This is a genomic window from Paraplanobispora takensis, from assembly GCF_016863195.1.
Classification (GTDB): Bacteria; Actinomycetota; Actinomycetes; order Streptosporangiales; family Streptosporangiaceae; genus Planobispora; species Planobispora takensis.
The window spans coordinates 1-16,137 of record NZ_BOOK01000020.1; the positions used below are offsets into that span (position 1 = coordinate 1).

General features: G+C 71.7%; 16 protein-coding genes. 10 read left to right on the forward strand and 6 right to left on the reverse strand.

What is annotated here, in order from left to right:
• Window positions 1-22 precede the first annotated feature (22 nt).
• Complete coding sequence (locus Pta02_RS14420; protein ID WP_203875314.1) at window positions 23-418, reverse strand: metallopeptidase family protein; 396 nt, start codon at window positions 416-418, stop codon at window positions 23-25.
• Between the two features lie 292 nt (window positions 419-710).
• Between Pta02_RS14420 and Pta02_RS14425 the strand changes: the two genes are divergently transcribed.
• The 5 genes from Pta02_RS14425 to Pta02_RS14445 are packed head-to-tail and all read left to right on the forward strand — an operon-like array spanning window position 711 to window position 4,746.
• Window positions 711-1,079 carry a DUF3499 domain-containing protein gene (locus Pta02_RS14425; RefSeq protein WP_203875315.1) on the forward strand — a complete coding sequence of 123 codons (369 nt, stop codon included), beginning with the start codon at window positions 711-713 and terminating at the stop codon, window positions 1,077-1,079.
• A gap of 49 nt (window positions 1,080-1,128) precedes the next feature.
• Entirely contained in the window at window positions 1,129-2,481 is a 1,353-nt protein-coding gene (locus tag Pta02_RS14430; RefSeq protein ID WP_203875316.1) for a phosphomannomutase/phosphoglucomutase, read from the forward strand.
• Window positions 2,482-2,485: 4 nt separating this feature from the next.
• Entirely contained in the window at window positions 2,486-2,659 is a 174-nt protein-coding gene (locus Pta02_RS14435) for a Trm112 family protein (RefSeq protein ID WP_203875317.1), read from the forward strand.
• Window positions 2,656-3,762, forward strand: coding sequence for an SIS domain-containing protein (locus Pta02_RS14440; RefSeq protein WP_203875318.1), 1,107 nt, complete (start codon window positions 2,656-2,658; stop codon window positions 3,760-3,762). The genes Pta02_RS14435 and Pta02_RS14440 overlap by 4 nt, the downstream gene beginning before the upstream one ends.
• A 42-nt stretch (window positions 3,763-3,804) precedes the next feature.
• Complete coding sequence (locus Pta02_RS14445; protein WP_203875319.1) at window positions 3,805-4,746, forward strand: cation diffusion facilitator family transporter; 942 nt, start codon at window positions 3,805-3,807, stop codon at window positions 4,744-4,746.
• A gap of 104 nt (window positions 4,747-4,850) precedes the next feature.
• On the opposite strand, the gene Pta02_RS14450 is transcribed toward Pta02_RS14445, so the two are convergent.
• Genes Pta02_RS14450 through Pta02_RS14460 form a run of 3 tightly spaced genes read right to left on the reverse strand, consistent with a single transcriptional unit; the run spans window position 4,851 to window position 7,185 of the window.
• Window positions 4,851-5,552: a response regulator gene (locus Pta02_RS14450; RefSeq protein WP_203875320.1), complete on the reverse strand. Its 702-nt coding sequence runs from the start codon at window positions 5,550-5,552 to the stop codon at window positions 4,851-4,853.
• On the reverse strand, window positions 5,549-6,718 hold the full coding sequence (locus Pta02_RS14455) for a sensor histidine kinase (RefSeq protein ID WP_203875321.1): 1,170 nt from the start codon (window positions 6,716-6,718) through the stop codon (window positions 5,549-5,551). Before Pta02_RS14455 ends, Pta02_RS14450 begins: the two co-directional genes overlap by 4 nt.
• A gap of 35 nt (window positions 6,719-6,753) precedes the next feature.
• A complete protein-coding gene (locus Pta02_RS14460; RefSeq protein ID WP_239130534.1) occupies window positions 6,754-7,185 on the reverse strand; it encodes a MerR family transcriptional regulator in 432 nt (143 codons plus the stop codon).
• Between the two features lie 100 nt (window positions 7,186-7,285).
• Between Pta02_RS14460 and ahcY the strand changes: the two genes are divergently transcribed.
• Window positions 7,286-8,713 (forward strand): adenosylhomocysteinase, encoded by a 1,428-nt coding sequence (ahcY, locus tag Pta02_RS14465; RefSeq protein ID WP_203875322.1) that lies wholly within the window; start codon window positions 7,286-7,288, stop codon window positions 8,711-8,713.
• A 92-nt stretch (window positions 8,714-8,805) separates the two neighbouring features.
• A complete protein-coding gene (locus Pta02_RS14470; protein ID WP_203875323.1) occupies window positions 8,806-10,053 on the forward strand; it encodes an adenosylhomocysteinase in 1,248 nt (415 codons plus the stop codon).
• A 62-nt stretch (window positions 10,054-10,115) separates the two neighbouring features.
• Here the strand turns inward: Pta02_RS14470 and Pta02_RS14475 are convergent, their stop codons facing one another.
• The gene (locus Pta02_RS14475) at window positions 10,116-10,760 is read right to left on the reverse strand and encodes a DUF305 domain-containing protein (protein WP_203875324.1); all 645 of its coding nucleotides are present in this window, start codon (window positions 10,758-10,760) and stop codon (window positions 10,116-10,118) included.
• A gap of 265 nt (window positions 10,761-11,025) precedes the next feature.
• On the opposite strand from Pta02_RS14475, the gene Pta02_RS14480 reads away from it, so the two are divergent.
• Window positions 11,026-12,414 (forward strand): LVIVD repeat-containing protein, encoded by a 1,389-nt coding sequence (locus Pta02_RS14480; protein WP_203875325.1) that lies wholly within the window; start codon window positions 11,026-11,028, stop codon window positions 12,412-12,414.
• A gap of 109 nt (window positions 12,415-12,523) precedes the next feature.
• Here the strand turns inward: Pta02_RS14480 and Pta02_RS14485 are convergent, their stop codons facing one another.
• The gene (locus tag Pta02_RS14485; RefSeq protein WP_239130537.1) at window positions 12,524-13,429 is read right to left on the reverse strand and encodes an RDD family protein; all 906 of its coding nucleotides are present in this window, start codon (window positions 13,427-13,429) and stop codon (window positions 12,524-12,526) included.
• A gap of 79 nt (window positions 13,430-13,508) precedes the next feature.
• Between Pta02_RS14485 and Pta02_RS14490 the strand changes: the two genes are divergently transcribed.
• Window positions 13,509-14,501: a stage II sporulation protein M gene (locus Pta02_RS14490; RefSeq protein WP_203875327.1), complete on the forward strand. Its 993-nt coding sequence runs from the start codon at window positions 13,509-13,511 to the stop codon at window positions 14,499-14,501.
• Window positions 14,502-14,582: 81 nt separating this feature from the next.
• Window positions 14,583-16,067, forward strand: a complete 1,485-nt coding sequence (locus Pta02_RS14495; RefSeq protein WP_203875328.1) for a M48 family metallopeptidase — start codon at window positions 14,583-14,585, stop codon at window positions 16,065-16,067.
• Window positions 16,068-16,137 lie beyond the last annotated feature (70 nt).

The window sequence follows — 16,137 nt, forward strand, 5'->3', positions numbered from 1 at the left end:
TGCCCTGACGAGGGGTTCCCGGTCAGTCGCGGTCGTCGTAGCCGGGGTCCACGGACTCGGGGGACAGGCCGAGGAGGCCGGCCACCTGCTCCACCACGGTGTCGTGCACCATCGCGCCGAGCTGGTCGCGGTCCTGGGCCCGGGCCTCCAGCGGGCGCCGGTAGACGATGACGATGGCGGGGCGGCCGGAGGCGGCGGGCTCCACCCGGCCGAACGGGATCGGGTCACCGGTGATCGCTCCGGGGCCGTCGCCGAGATCGCCGGCCGGGGGCACCTCCTCGACCGCGAACTCCACCGACGCCAGCTGCCGGCCCCAGCGGGGCCTGAGCCGGTCCACGGCGTCCAGGACGAGGTCGTCGAAGCGCTCGCTGCGGGACTTGGCGATCGGGATGTGGGAGGGCGCCAGAGGGCCGCGCATGCCCCGACCGTGACGGTCGCGCCTGCGGGGGGAGCGGGGTCTTCCGGGTGCCGAACTCACGGCCCAAGCTTAGACATGCTCACCGGCGAAACGTGAAGGATCACGACACGTGACGGTGTGAGGGGTCTCGGCGCGGGTAGGGGGCCGGGGCTCCCGGGACGCACCGGATGAGGGCTCCGCGAGCCGTACGAGGGGCGTGAGAGTCAGAAGAGGTGTCCGAATTGTGGCGACACGCTCGTTAAGAGCGCTCAGATAGTGGCGCCTCGGACGCTTACCGGATACGGTCACCACCGTGAGCCCCGTCCGCCGCTGTTCCCGCACCGCGTGCAGTCAGCCTGCCGTTTTCACGCTCACGTACGTCTACGCCGATTCGACCGCTGTTCTGGGACCCTTGGCGACGTACGCCGAGCCGCACTGCTACGACCTGTGCGCCGAGCACGCCGAGCGCCTGACCGCACCGCGCGGCTGGGAGGTCGTCCGCCTCCCCACCGACGGCGTGTCGCCGAGCACGGACGACCTGGAGGCTCTCGCCAACGCCGTGCGCGAGGCGGCCCGGCCCACCCCGGCCGGCGGCGCCGAGCCGGTCGGCCAGGCGGTCGAGGTCGGCCGGCGCGGACACCTGCGTGTGCTGCGCTCGGCGCAGCCCCAGCGCGACCGCTGACCCCCTAGGCTTGGGGTCCGGCAGAAACGACACAGGGGGCGGAGCTGGAGTGGGCGACCTCGCCAAGATCTTCAAGGCGTACGACGTTCGGGGCGTCGTACCGGGTGAACTCGACGAGGAGACCGCCGAGGCCGTCGGCGCCGCCTTCGTGGAGGTGACCGGAGCGGACAGGCTCGTGACGGCCCACGACATGCGCACCTCCTCCGGGCCGCTGGCCGCCGCGTTCGCCCGGGGGGCCACCGCCCGGGGCGCCGACGTCGTGCACGCCGGTCTCGGCTCGACCGACCTGCTCTACTACGCCAGCGGCAGCCTCGGCCTGCCCGGCGTGATGTTCACCGCCAGCCACAACCCGGCCCGCTACAACGGCATGAAGATGTGCCGCGCGGGCGCCGTGCCGGTCGGCGGCGACACCGGGCTCACCGAGATCCGCGACCGGGCCGCGGCGATCCTGGCGGCGGGGGGCCCGGGAGAGGGCACCGGGGGCGTCACCGAGCGGAACCTGCTGCGGGGCTACGCCGACCACCTGCGCACACTGGTCGACCTGTCCGGCATCCGGCCGCTGAAGGTCGTGGTGGACGCCGGCAACGGCATGGGGGGATACACCGTCCCGGCGGTCTTCGAGGGCCTGCCGATCGAGACGGTCCCGCTCTACTTCGAGCTGGACGGCACCTTCCCCAACCACGAGGCCAACCCGATCGAGCCGGAGAACCTGCGCGACCTGCAGAAGGCCGTGATCGACACCGGCGCCGACATCGGGCTCGCCTTCGACGGCGACGCCGACCGCTGCTGGGTCGTCGACGAGCGGGGCGAGTCGGTCTCCCCCTCGACGATCACCGCGCTGGTGGCCTCGCGCGAGCTGGTCAAGCACCCGGGGTCGGTGATCATCCACAACCTGATCACCTCCCGGGGCGTCCCCGAGATCGTCGCGGAGCGCGGCGGCACGCCGGTCCGCACCCGGGTGGGCCACTCCTTCATCAAGGCCGAGATGGCCGCGACCGGGGCGGTCTTCGGCGGCGAGCACTCCGCCCACTACTACTTCAGGGACTTCTGGTTCGCCGACTCCGGCATGCTGGCCGCCATGCACGTGCTGGCCGCGCTGGGCGAGCAGGACCTGCCGCTGTCGGACATCCTGGCCGACTACGCCCGCTACACCGCCTCCGGTGAGATCAACAGCACCGTCGCCGACCAGGCGGCCGCGACGGCCCGGGTCAGGGAGGTCTTCGCCGCCCGTGAGGGCGTCACCTTCGACGAACTGGACGGACTGACCGTGTCCGGTCCCGGATGGTGGTTCAATCTTCGTCCGTCCAACACCGAGCCGCTGCTCCGGCTGAACGCCGAGGCGGCCGACGAGATTCAGATGGCAGCGATCAGGGACGAAGTCCTGGCTGTCGTGAGGAGCTGACCGCGTGAAGATCGACGACTGGCTGCTGGAGATCCTGGCCTGTCCGAACTGCAAGTCCCCGCTGCGCGCCGAGCCGGAGGCGGACGAGCTGTCGTGCACCTCCGAGGCCTGCGGGCTGGTCTATCCCGTCCGCGACGACATCCCGGTGCTGCTGGTGGACGAGGCACGCAAGCCGTGAGCTGGGAGGCGGGCCGGCTCGACGACGCCCGGCTGCTGGACGAGGGCGACCCGGAGGGCATGCTGCGCGCGGTGGCCGCCTCGGCCGCGCAGGTGCGCACCTCCTACCGGGCCGCCCGCGAGGCGGGCGTGCCGTCCTTGGCCGGGGACGGCCGTCCCCGGGCCATCGTGGTGGTGGGCATGGGCGGCTCCGCCATCGCCGGGGACGTCCTCGAAGCGGTGTGCGGCAACGGCGTCCCGCTGCCGATCGTGACCGTGCGGTCCTACCGGTTGCCGGGCTGGGTGGGGGCGACGGACCTGGTCGTCGCGGTGTCGCACTCGGGCGCCAGCGAGGAGACGCTCGCCATGGCGACCGAGGCGGTGCGCCGCGGCTGCCGCCTGCTCGCCGTGGGCGGCGCCGGCTCCCCGCTGGAGGCGATCGCCCGGCAGGCGGGCGCCCCGTTCGTCCCCGTCGTCTCGCAGGGCCAGCCGCGCGCCGGGCTCTGGGCGCTCTCGATCCCGCTGGTCGTCGCCGCGTCCGCGCTGGGCCTGGTCCGGGTGGAGGAGGAGGTGTTCGAGTCGGTGGCCGGCCGGCTGGAGGAGATCGCGCACCGCTGCCGCCCGTCGAGCGAGTCGTTCATCAACCCCGGCAAGTCGCTGGCCATGGAACTGGCCGAGAGCGTGCCGATGATCTGGGGAGCGTCGGGGCCGGCCGCGGTGGCGGCCCACCGGTGGGCCTGCCAGCTCAACGAGAACGCCAAGTATCCGGCGATCTGGGGCGAGATCCCGGAGGTCGGCCACAACCAGGTGGTCACCTTCGACGGCCCGCTGGCCGAACGCGACATCTTCGCCGACGAGGCCGGTCGCACGCTGCGGCTGGTCATGCTGCGCGATGTGGACGAGCACCCGCAGGAGGCCCGGCGGCGCGAGGTGTCGGTACGGCTGGCGCAGGATCGCGGCGTCCCGGTCACCGAGGTCCTCGCCGAGGGGCTGCACCCGCTGGAACGGCTGGCGACGCTGATCGGGCTGGGAGATTACGCGAGTACGTACCTCGCTCTGGGGTACGGCATCGATCCGACCCCGGTGTCGGCGATCAACGAACTCAAGGCGAGAATTTCCCAATAGGATCCTGTCGCGACTTTTCTGGATTAATGAGTGGAGGCTGCCGTGAGCGCGGGCGGCGGTACAAAGGCGATCATTGCGGCACTTGCCGCCAACCTGTCCATTGCGGCGGCGAAGTTCGTCGCGTTCGCTTTCACCGGCTCGTCGGCGATGCTCGCCGAGGGCATCCACTCGGTGGCCGACTCGGGAAACCAGGCGCTGCTGCTGATCGGCGGCAAGCGGGCGGCCCGGGAGCGCACCCCCGAGCACCCCTTCGGCTACGGCCGCGAGCGCTACTTCTACGCCTTCGTCGTGGCGGTGGTGCTGTTCACGATCGGTGCGGCGTTCTCCATCTACGAGGGCATCCACAAGCTCAGCAGTGAAGAGCCGCTGGAGGACCCGCAGTGGGCGTTCGGCGTGCTGATCTTCGCGATCATCGCCGAGGCCTTCTCCTTCCGTACCGCGATCAAGGAGTCGAACGCGGTCCGCGGCAACCAGTCCTGGGTGGCCTTCATCCGCCGCTCGAAGTCCCCCGAGCTGCCGGTCATCGTCCTGGAGGACCTCGGCGCCCTCCTGGGCCTGGTCTTCGCGCTGTTCGGCGTGACCATGGCCGTGGTCACCGGCGACCCGGTCTGGGACGCCATCGGCACCCTGATGATCGGCGCCCTGCTCGGCGTCATCGCGATCATCCTGGCGATCGAGACCAAGTCGCTGCTCATCGGCGAGAGCGCCGGGCCCGAGGTCGAGAAGAAGATCTGCGACGCCCTGCAGAGCGCTCCCGAGATCACCCGGATCATCCACATGCGCACGCTGCACCTGGGCCCGGAGGAGATCCTGGTCGCCGCCAAGATCGCGGTGGAGCACAACGACACGGCCGCCGACGTGGCCCGCGGCATCGACGAGGCCGAGCGCCGCGTCCGCGAGGCGGTCCCGGACGCCCGGGTCATCTATCTGGAGCCCGACCTCTACCGTCAGGAGCGCGCCGCCGCCCCCAGCGGCTCCGCCTGACCCCCGATCCACGACCGCACGCCGTACCCCCGCAACTCCGGGAGGTACGGCGTCCGCGTTCCGGCACTCCGGCGCGCCCGCCCGGGAGGCCCGGGCGCGCCGGTTCAGGGGCGCGGCACGACGAGACCGGTCTCGTAGGCGTGGATCACCGCCTGGGTGCGGTCGCGCAGGCCCAGCTTGGCCAGGATCCGGGCGACGTGGGTCTTCACGGTGTGCTCGGTGACCACGAGCGCGGCGGCTATCTCGCCGTTGGACAGGCCCTGGGCGATCAGGCGGAGCACCTCGGTCTCCCGGGGGGTCAGCGGGCCGTCGTCCTGCCGGGGCCGCCGCTGCCGGGCGAACTCGGCGATCAGCCGCCGGGTGATCCTCGGGGCGAGCAGCGCCTCGCCCCGGGCCACCGTACGCACCGCCTCGGCCAGCTCGTTCGCCCGGACGTCCTTGAGCAGGAACCCGCTCGCCCCCGCGGTGAGCGCGTCGTACACGTAGTCGTCCAGGTCGAACGTGGTGATCATGATCACCTTGGTCGTCTCGGTCTCCAGGATCCGGCGGGCCGCCTCGATCCCGTTCATCTCCGGCATCCGGATGTCCAGCAGGGCGACGTCCGGACGGGTGTCCCGGGCCAGCAGCACGGCCTGCGCGCCGTCCGGGGCGGTGCCGACCACGGTGAGGTCGGGCTGGGCGTCGAGCACCGCCGCGAAGCCGCGCAGCACGATCGGCTGGTCGTCGGCGACGAGCACGCGGACCGGCCCGTCCGGAGTCCCGGGGCCCGCGGCGGGCGGCCCGGGGGAAGGGTCCGCGGCGGTCATTCCGTCGGCAGTCCCGTCTGGATCAGGAAACCGCCGCCGGGGCCCGGTCCGGCGGTGAACCAGCCGCCGAGGGCGAGCGCCCGCTCGCGCATCCCGACCAGCCCGTGCCCGCCGGAGGCCTCTGCGGAGGGGCCGGGGCCGTTGTCGGCGATGCGCAGGACCAGCATGCCGGGGCGGTGGGCCACCTCGATGGAGACCCGGGCCCCCGGGGCGTGGACGCGGACGTTGGTCAGCGCCTCCTGGACGATCCGGTAGGCCGAGACGTCCACGGCCTGCGGCAGCCGGACCGGCTCGCCCACCACGTCCAGGTCGACCTCGCCGTCGTGCTGCCCGATCAGCTCGGGAAGCCGCGCCAGCCCCGGTTGCGGCGCGGTCTCCGGAGCGTCCGGGATGTCGGCGCGGAGCACGCCGAGCAGGCGGCGCATCTCGGTGAGGGTGGTCCTGGCGCTCGTCGCGATGTCGGCGAACTCCTGTTTCGCCCGATCGCTGAGCTCGGGGATCGTGTAGGGCGCGGTCTCGGCCTGTACGGCGACCATCGAGATCGAGTGGGCCACGATGTCGTGCATCTCCCGGGCGATCCTGGCCCGCTCGGCCATCGCCGCCTGCTCCCGCAGGGCCTCCAGGTTGTCGGCGCGCACCTCCTCGATCTCCGTACGGCTCCGCCGTACGTCCGCCAGCAGGGCCGTCGCCACGAGCACGCCCAGCAGGGCGACGGCCAGGGTGCCCGCGCTGCGCAGATAGGAGAGCGACCAGAAGTAGGCGGCGGCCGCGACGGCCGCGAGCAGGAGCACGCCGACGCCCGCCGTCAGGGCCCACGCCGCCCCGCGGCCGAGATGGCGCAGGATCGTGTAGAAGGAGATCAGGCCCGAGATGACGACGGCGACGGGGGGATCGCCCACGTACACCTCCGCCAGCACCAGCCCGACGGCCCCCAGGAAGGTCAGCGTGACGGCCAGCCACGGCTGGGAGCGGCGGATCGCCAGCGGGGCGGTGGCCAGGAGCGCGGCGGCCATGGCGGGGAGCGAGCGGTTCTCCGTGGAGACCTGGATGAGCGCGGTGACCGCGAGGACGGCGGCGACGGCGAGGTCGGCGAGCGGTGAGGAGATGACGCGCCCGATATCGAAGTCGACCGGCCGTCCCCCGGCCAGGTTCGGCTTGGAGTTCATGAGGGGATCCTCCCGGCCCCGGTGCGGGGCTGTCGTCACTCCTGGGAGCGATCTCGCAGGTGGCGGCCCGCCTGACCGGCGCGATGCGCGTGCCCTCCGCCGGCGGGCTCGCCGCGGCCCTCGCGCCCCGGCTCGCCGCGGCCCTGGAGCAGGCGCAGGGCCTTCTCCTTCTCGAAGTCCAGCGCCCGGCGCGGAGCCTGCAGGCGGCCGATCCGCAGCCCGAGGTCGCGTACGGCCTGCGCGACCGTGGGCTCGCTCAGCACCCGCAACGCGAAGGACAGCTCACCGGGGGAGATGTCGAAGCGCCGCTCCAACTCCACGCCCTGGGCCACGGCCGACAGCTCCTCGGGCCCGAACCGGCGGTGCGCCCCCTGCTCCCGGACCGGCGGCAGCAGGCCCAGCGATTCCCGGTAACGGAGCATTCTGGGAGACATGCCCAGCCGTTTGGCGGCCTCGGTGATTCGCATTCTGACAATCTTATGTCACTTTACCCCTCCACGCGGTGCGTCCGCCCTCCGGGCGCGTTTAGACTCACAGGCGTTGACTTTCCGGTAGAGGGGTAACCACATGGACTTCAAGGTCGCCGACCTTTCCCTTGCGGCCTTCGGGCGCAAGGAGATCCAGCTCGCCGAGCACGAGATGCCCGGTCTGATGGCCGTCCGCAAGGAGTACGCCGCCGCGCAGCCGCTGGCCGGGGCGAAGATCATGGGCTCGCTGCACATGACCATCCAGACCGCCGTGCTCATCGAGACGCTGGTCGCGCTCGGCGCCGAGGTCCGCTGGGTGAGCTGCAACATCTTCTCCACCCAGGACCACGCGGCCGCGGCCGTCGTCGTCGGCCCCGAGGGCACCGTCGACGACCCCAAGGGCGTACCGGTCTTCGCCTGGAAGGGCGAGACCCTGGAGGAGTACTGGTGGTGCACCGAGCAGGCCCTCGACTGGCCCGGCGGTGACGGCCCCAACATGATCCTCGACGACGGCGGCGACGCCACCCTGCTCGTCCACAAGGGCGCCGAGTACGAGAAGGCCGGCGCCGTCCCCAGCGCCGCCGAGGACGACCCGGAGGAGTGGAAGATCATCCTCGATCTGCTCCGCCGTACGGTCACCGCCGACAAGAAGTGGACCGAGATCGCCTCGCGCATCAAGGGCGTCACCGAGGAGACCACCACCGGCGTCCACCGCCTGTACGAGATGTTCAAGGCCGGCACGCTGCTCTTCCCGGCGATCAACGTCAACGACTCGGTGACCAAGTCGAAGTTCGACAACAAGTACGGCTGCCGCCACTCGGTCATCGACGGCCTCAACCGCGCCACCGACGTGCTGATCGGCGGCAAGGTCGCGGTCGTGTGCGGCTACGGCGACGTCGGCAAGGGCTGCGCCGACGCGCTACGCGGCCAGGGCGCCCGCGTCATCGTCACCGAGATCGACCCGATCTGCGCCCTCCAGGCCGCCATGGACGGCTTCCAGGTCACCACCCTGGAGGACGTCGTCGAGATCGCCGACATCTTCGTCACCACGACCGGCAACTTCGACATCATCACGGCCGACCACATGGCGCGGATGAAGCACAACGCGATCGTGTCCAACATCGGCCACTTCGACAACGAGATCGACATGGCCGGTCTGGCGAAGATCCCCGGCGTCGTGAAGGACGAGGTCAAGCCGCAGGTCCACACCTGGACCTTCCCCGACGGCCACTCCATCATCGTGCTCGCCGAGGGCCGGCTGATGAACCTGGGCTGCGCCACCGGCCACCCCTCCTTCGTCATGTCCAACTCGTTCACCAACCAGGTGATCGCCCAGATCGAGCTCTTCACCAAGACCGAGGAGTACCCGATCGGCGTCTACGTGCTGCCCAAGCACCTGGACGAGAAGGTCGCCCGCCTGCACCTCGACGCCCTGGGCGTGAAGCTCACCGAGCTGACCAAGGCCCAGGCCGACTACATCGGCGTCCCGGTCGAGGGCCCCTACAAGCCCGACCACTACCGCTACTGAGTCACCGGGTCACCGCCGCCGGGCAACCGGGCAGGACCGTTCAGCCTGAAGGCCCCCGCGTGAGCGCGGGGGCCTTCGCGGATCAAGGGGAGATGTTGGACAGCGCGCTGGTGGAGTCCGGGGAACGGCGGATCGGCTGGGCCGCGCGGGCGATGCCCGTGCTCACCGCGATCGGGGCCCGGTTCGCGGCCGAGCGGCCGCTGGAGGGGTTGCGCGTGGCCGCGTGCCTGCACGTCACCGCCGAGACCGCCGTGCTCATGGGCACGCTGAAGGCGGGCGGGGCCGAGATCGCGCTGGCCGCCTCCAACCCGCTGTCCACCCAGGACGACGTGGCCGCCGCGCTGGCCGACTACGGGATCGCGGTCCACGCCCGGGCCGGCGTCGACCGGGACGCCTACTACCGGCACATCCACCAGGCGCTCGACATCGCCCCGGCCGTGGTCCTGGACGACGGCTGCGACCTGGTGAACATCCTGCACACCGAGCGGACCGAGCTGCTCGACGGGGTCCTCGGGGGCTGCGAGGAGACCACGACCGGCATCATCCGCCTGCGGCAGATGACCGCCGAGGAGGCCCTGCGCTTCCCGATGGTCGCGGTCAACGACACCAGGACCAAGCGGATGTTCGACAACCGGTACGGCACCGGCCAGTCCACGGTCGACGGCATCATGCGCGCCACCAACACCCTGCTGGCGGGCAAGACGGTGGTGGTCGCGGGGTTCGGCTACTGCGGCAGGGGCGTTGCCGAGCGGGCCAGGGGCCTGGGCGCCCGGGTGGTGGTCACCGAGATCGACCCGGTCAAGGCGCTGGACGCCTCGCTGCAGGGCTACGACGTGCGGCCGATGGCCGGCGCGGCCCGGGAGGGGGACGTGTTCGTCACGGTCACCGGGAACCGCGACGTGATCAGGGGCGAGCACCTGGCCGTGATGAAGGACGGCGCGATCCTGGCCAACGCCGGCCACTTCGACGTCGAGATCGACGTGCGCGCCCTGGACGAGCTGGCGCAGGCGGTGCACCGCGGGGTCCGCCCGAACACCGACGAGTACGTCCTGGCCGACGGCCGCAGGATCCTGCTGCTGGCCGAGGGTCGTCTGGTCAACCTGACGGCCGCCGAGGGGCATCCGGCGGCGGTGATGGACATGTCCTTCTCCGCCCAGGCGCTCGCGGTGGCGTGGCTGGTCCGGGAACGGCCGTCGGGACTGGAACCCGGGGTCTACGACGTCCCCGAGGAGGTGGACGTCGAGGTGGCCCGCCTGAAGCTGGCCGCGGCCGGGATCGAGGTGGACGACCTGACCCCCGAGCAGGAACGCTATCTGCACTCCTGGCGGGCGGGCTCCTGACACTGGCCCGTGGCCCGGAGGGCGTTCGGGCGTACGGCGGGCCGAGGGTCACGTCCGGCAGGTCACATCTCCTCCTGCATGGCGAGCATGCGGCGGATCTCGGCGCTCTGGGTCGCGGTGACGTCGGCGGCGAGCTCCTGGATCGTGATGTGGGACCCGCCGATGAAGACCCGCTGGGACATCGAGATCGCGCCCTGGTGGTGGGCGATCATCAGCTGGAGGAAGAGCCGGTCGAACTCCTCGCCCGAGGCGGCCTTCAGGGACTCCATCTGCTCGGGCGTGGCCATGCCGGGCATGCCCTCGTGGCGGGCGTGGTGGTCGGGCACCCGCTGCCCCTGCCGCTGCAGCCAGGAGGTCATGAACTGGATCTCCGGTCCCTGGGCGTCCTGGATGCGCGAGGCGAGGCCCTTCAGCGTGGCCGACCGGGCGCGGGAGGGGGCCAGGACCGCCATGTCGAGGGCCTGCCGGTGGTGGACGACCATGTCCTGGACGTACTTGACGTCCACGGCGTTGGCGGAGGGGGCGGCCACGATGGTCGCGGCCTCGCTCGGACTGATCGTCCTGGCCGCCTCGCCGGGCCGGCCCGGCACGATGACCGGGGCCGTCGACCTGGCGGAGGGGGGCGCCTCGGCCTGGGCGCTGCAGGCCGCGAGGAAGGCGACGAGGGACAGGACAGAGATGGCCACGGGGATCGGCGCGGCGCGCACCCGGCCTCCTTCACGGCAAAGGGTTCGTGCCTGGCAACCTAACCCGCGGTGATCCGCCGGGTAAAGACGGCACCCCCCGCTCCTCCCCGGCGGCCGAGGTGAGGCGGGCGGCAGGGCGTTACACGGTACAACTGCGAATTGTCAGGGTAAAGATGTCAAAGTAGATGTTTCTCCTTACACGGTGCCGTCTGGCCGATCTGACTGTCCGGGCTGACAATTTGGATCATTTCCGTGTGCCCTCATCTGCTCTGCCAGGAGGTCCCGAGTGCTCACACCCCGAAGAATCGGCCGGACCTTATTAGTGGCGGCTGCCGCGGCCCTGCTCGCGCCGGTGACCCCGGCCCAGGCCGCCGACATCCCGCCGAACGACCAGATCGTCACCAGCCCGAACGTCTCCCACGTGACCACGGTGGCCAAACCCGACGGGCTGACGACCACCATCAACACCGACATCGCCTTCCAGGACGGCTACGCCTACGTCGGCAACTACGGCGGCTTCGCCATCTACGACATCCGCAACCCCAAGCAGGCCAAGGTCGTCGGCACCGTCGTCTGCCCGGGTTCGCAGATGGACGTCTCGGTCTACGGCAACCTGCTGTTCAGCGCCGTGGACTCCTCCCGCAACAACGACTCCTGTTCGAGCACCGCGCAGCCCGCGTCGGTCAAGGAGTCGTGGGAGGGCGTGCGGATCTTCGACATCAGCGACAAGGCCAACCCGAGGTACATCAAGTCCGTCGAGACCAACTGCGGTTCGCACACCCTGACCCTGGTCCCGGGCAAGGGTTCGGACCGCAGGCGCAACGTCTACCTGTACGTCTCCTCCTACAACCCGAACGCGACCTTCCCCGACTGCCAGCCGCCGCATGACAAGATCTCCGTCATCAAGGTCCCGCTGAGGAACCCGGCGGAGGCGGCCGTCGCGGCCACCCCGGTGATCTTCCCCGACGGCGGCAACGAGACCCAGCCGGGCCTGCTGCTGCCCACCAGCGGCTGCCACGACATCACGGTCTACGCCGAGAAGAACATCGCCGCGGGCGCCTGCATGGGCGACGGCGTGCTCTTCGACATCTCCGACCGCCTGAACCCGAAGGTGACCGCCCGGGTCACCGACCCGAACTTCGCGTTCTGGCACTCGGCGACGTTCAACAACACGGCCACCAAGGTCGTCTTCACCGACGAGCTCGGCGGTGGCTCCGGCGCCACCTGCAACGAGGCCACCGGCCCGAACCGGGGAGCCGACGCGATCTACGACATCGTCAAGGGCAAGCTCGTCTTCAAGAGCTACTTCAAGATCCCCCGCTACCAGGCGGACAACGAGAACTGCGTGGCCCACAACGGCTCGCTGATCCCGGTCAAGGGCAAGGACATCATGGTCCAGGCGTGGTACCAGGGCGGCATCTCGATCTGGGACTTCACCGACTCGTCCCGTCCGAAGGAGATCGGCTACTTCGAGCGCGGCCCGGAGAGCCTGCCCGGCGGCGGCGGCATCTGGTCGGCCTACTACTACAACGGTTACATCTACGGCAGCGACTTCCACAAGGGATTCGACGTCGTGAAGATCGACGACCGGCGCACCGACCCGGCCAGGCACGTCCGCGTGGACCGGCTGAACGTGCAGACCCAGGAGTCCTACCACGGCCACCACGGCTGGTGACCCCTGACGACCGGTAGACCCTGACAGGAGGGGGCGGCGGAACCCACCCGCCGCCCCCTTCGCGTGCCCGGGGAACCGCGGTGCCGGGGCCTCGGCCCGAAAGAGGTCCTCAGACCGGAGGGGCGAAGCCTCCGGGGGTGGGACCGGTGCCGTACGGCTGGGCGGGGGCCGGGGGGCCTCCGTACGGCTGCGCGGGCTGGAGGGCGGCGCCGTACGGCTGCGCGGGCAGGTGGGGGTGTCCCGAGGCGTGGGCGGCCTGGCGGGCGGCGGCGCGGCGCATCAGCCGGTCCAGGTGGCGGCGGCGCCGTTCGGCCAGGACCGCCGAGAGATAGGCGTACGGCGGCACGCCGGGCGGCGGGGGAGGGGAGACGTAGGAGGCGGTCTGGGCCGCGATGCGCCTGCCCATCTCCTGCTGCACGGCCGGGGACAGGTCGTGCAGGCGGGTGAGGTACTGCCGGGCGGTGTGGATGAGCTCCTCCGGCAGCTGGGACAGCTCCAGCGTCGCCGCCCACCCGGCCAGCTGCGGAGGCATCTGCGGGGGCGGGCCCGCGTTCCGCGGGCCGCGCTCGGAGATCACCATCGTCCCGGCGAAGACGTCGCCGAGGCGCTTGCCCTTGGGGGAGATGAGCGAGCAGATGACGGCCGGGCCGCCGCTGAGCGCGTAGATCTCGACGAAGCCCGTCAGGCCGCGGAAGAGCGCCTGCCGGAACAGCTCGGGACCGCCGTCGTCGCTCACCACCCGCAGCCCGAGGGCGAGCTTGCCCAGGGTGCGGCCCCGGGTCAGCGTCTCCATCAGCACGGGATAGGCCACCAGCACCAGCACCATGAACAGGATCACGAACGCCTCGGCCAGAGAGGAGTCCAGCACGGTGGTCGTGTTCGAGATCAGCAGGAGGACGCCGATGATCGCCAGTGCCTGCACCAGGAAGTCGATCAGGAAAGCGGCCGCCCGGACCGGCAGCTGCGCGGTCTGAACGTCGACGACGATCGCGTCACCGGTTACCAGATCGGACACATGACCGACCCTACCGTCCGGTGCGGACAGGCAGGATGCCGCGTGGCGGTTTCCGGGGCACGGACAATAGGCTCGGAATGTGGACATCGATGCCTTCGTGACCGCCCACCAGCCGACGTGGGACCGTCTCGATCAGCTGGTGAAGCGCCGCCGCCATCTCAGCGGGGCGGAGGTCGACGAACTGGTCGAGCTGTACGAGCGGGTCGCCACGCACCTGTCCATCGCGCGCTCGTCGTCCCGTGACGGGCTGCTGATCGGCCGGCTGGCCTCCCTGGTCGCCCGGGCCCGCTCGGCCGTCACCGGGGCGCACGCCCCCCTCTGGCGGGAGGTCGTCCGGTTCTGGACGGTCTCCTTCCCGGTCGTCGCCTACCGGTCCTGGCGCTGGTGGCTGGGCGCGACCCTCGCCTCGGCGGCGATCGCCGTGGTCACCGGGATGTGGGTGGCGGGCAGCCCGGAGGTCCAGGCGAGCCTGGGCACCCCCGAGGAGATCCGGCAGCTCGTCGAGCACGACTTCGCCGACTACTACAGCGAGAACCCCGCGGGCTCCTTCGCCGCGCACGTCTGGCTGAACAACGCCTGGGTCGCGGCGCAGTGCATCGCGTTCTCGATCCTGCTGGGCCTCCCGATCCTGTACGTCCTGCTGCAGAACGCGCTCAACGTCGGAGTCCTGGGCGGCCTGATGGCCGCGGCGGGCAAGAGCGACGTCTTCTTCGGCCTGATCACCCCGCACGGGCTGCTGGAGCTCACGGCGGTCTTCCTCGCGGCGGGGGCCGGCCTGAAGCTGGGCTGGACCGTGATCGACCCCGGACCGCGCCCGCGCGGCCAGGCGCTGGCCGAGCAGGGGCGCGCGATCGTCAGCGTGGCGCTGGGCCTGGTCGTCGTCCTGCTCGTCTCCGGCCTGATAGAGGCGCTGGTCACCCCGTCCCCGCTGCCGACCTGGGCGCGGATCGGCATCGGAGTGCTCGCCGAGGCCGTCTTCCTGACCTACGTCGTGTACTTCGGCCGCAGGGCGGCCGCGGCAGGCGAGACCGGTGACGTCGAGCGCGCCCCGGACGTCGTCCCGGCCGCCTGACGACCCCGGGTGATTTGTCTCTTTTCGTGAGGTCGCTCGGCTAAAGTCGTCCCACGCCTCCCCCCGACCGTGGAGCCCCTCGTGACCACAGCTCTGCGCGCCGCCCTCGCCTTCGCCCTGCTCGCCGGCTTCTACGTGCTGGTGGGGCTCATCCTGGCGGCGGCCGTCCTGTTCGACTTCTGGCTGTTCTTCGTCGACTTCCACGCCGGCGGGCTGAAGGTCGCGGTCCTGCTGACCTTCGCGGCCGGTGCGCTCGTACGGGCCCTGTGGGTGGCCCGCAGCAGGAACAGGGACGGCGACGAGCCCGGCGTGGCCGTTGCCAGGGAGCACGAGCCCGAGCTGTGGCGGACGGTCGAGGAGCTCGCCGCGCGCGTGCGGACCGGCGCCCCCGACGAGATCCGCCTCGTCGCCGAGGTGAACGCCGCGGTCTCCGAGGACACCCGGTTCCTGGGGCTGAGGGCGACCCGGCGCCGCATGTACATCGGCCTGCCGCTGGTCGAGACCCTCACGGTCGACGAGATGCGCGCGGTGCTGGGGCACGAGCTGGGCCACTACAGCGGTGCGCACACCCGTCTGGGCGCGCCCGTCTACCGGGGCAGGGCGGCGCTGATCGCGACCGTCCGGGGGCTGGGCGACCACCCGATCGTCCAGCGGCTGTTCTCCTGGTACGCCAAGCTCTACCTACGCATCTCGCAGGCCGTCTCACGCCGCCAGGAGCTGGAGGCCGACGAGTTCGCGGTGGCGATCGCGGGCCGGGAGGCGGCGGCCGGAGCGCTGCGCAAGGTCCACGCCACGGCGCTGGCCTGGGAGCTGTTCGCGGAGGACTACCTGACGCTCACCGGGGCCGGCGGCAACCGCCCCGCCCGGGTGCTGGAGGGCTTCCGCGCGCTGCTGGGCGACCCGGCCCGGCGGGCCGAGGTCGCCAGGGCGAGCGAGCGGCCCGAGGAGGTCTCGCCCTACGACTCCCATCCCGGCCTGGCCGAACGGCTCGCGGCGATCGCCCTGCTGCCGGAGCCGGGGCACCGGCCCGACCGGCGGCCGGCGACCGCGCTCCTGGCCGATCCGGAGCGCGCCGCGGCCGCCGTGGAGCAGACCATCTGGAGCCCCGAGGCGCTGTCCGGGCTGCGGCCGGTGCCCTGGGAGGAACTGGTCGAGCGCGGGATGTACGCCCTGCGCAACGAGGAGGCGCTGCACGACCTGGCCGTCGCCGGCCGGCGGGTCACGGGGGCCCCGATGCCCTACCTGGACGCCGCCTTCGAGGCGCTGGCCCGCGGGCGGCGCGCCGACCTGGAGGCCGAGCTGCTGCGGCTCGGCTGGAACCCCTCGGACACGCTGCTGGCGGGCGTGCTGGGACAGGCGCTGGAGGCCGTACTGGTCCAGCACGGGCAGGCCCGGTGGACGCTCTCCTGGTCCGGCCCGGCCCGGCTGCTGTTCGAGGACGGCGAGGAGGTCCTGGTGAGGGAGTACGCGGCCAAGGTCGTCGCCGATCCCATGGGCGTGCCGGGCATGCGGCAGTGGCTGGCCGGCCTGGGCGTGGCCCCCGACTACGTCCCCGTCCCGGCCTGACGGCGCCGTACGGCCCGCATCCGCCCGGCGCGCCGTACGGATCCGTCCCCGCCCGGCGACGTCGTACGGC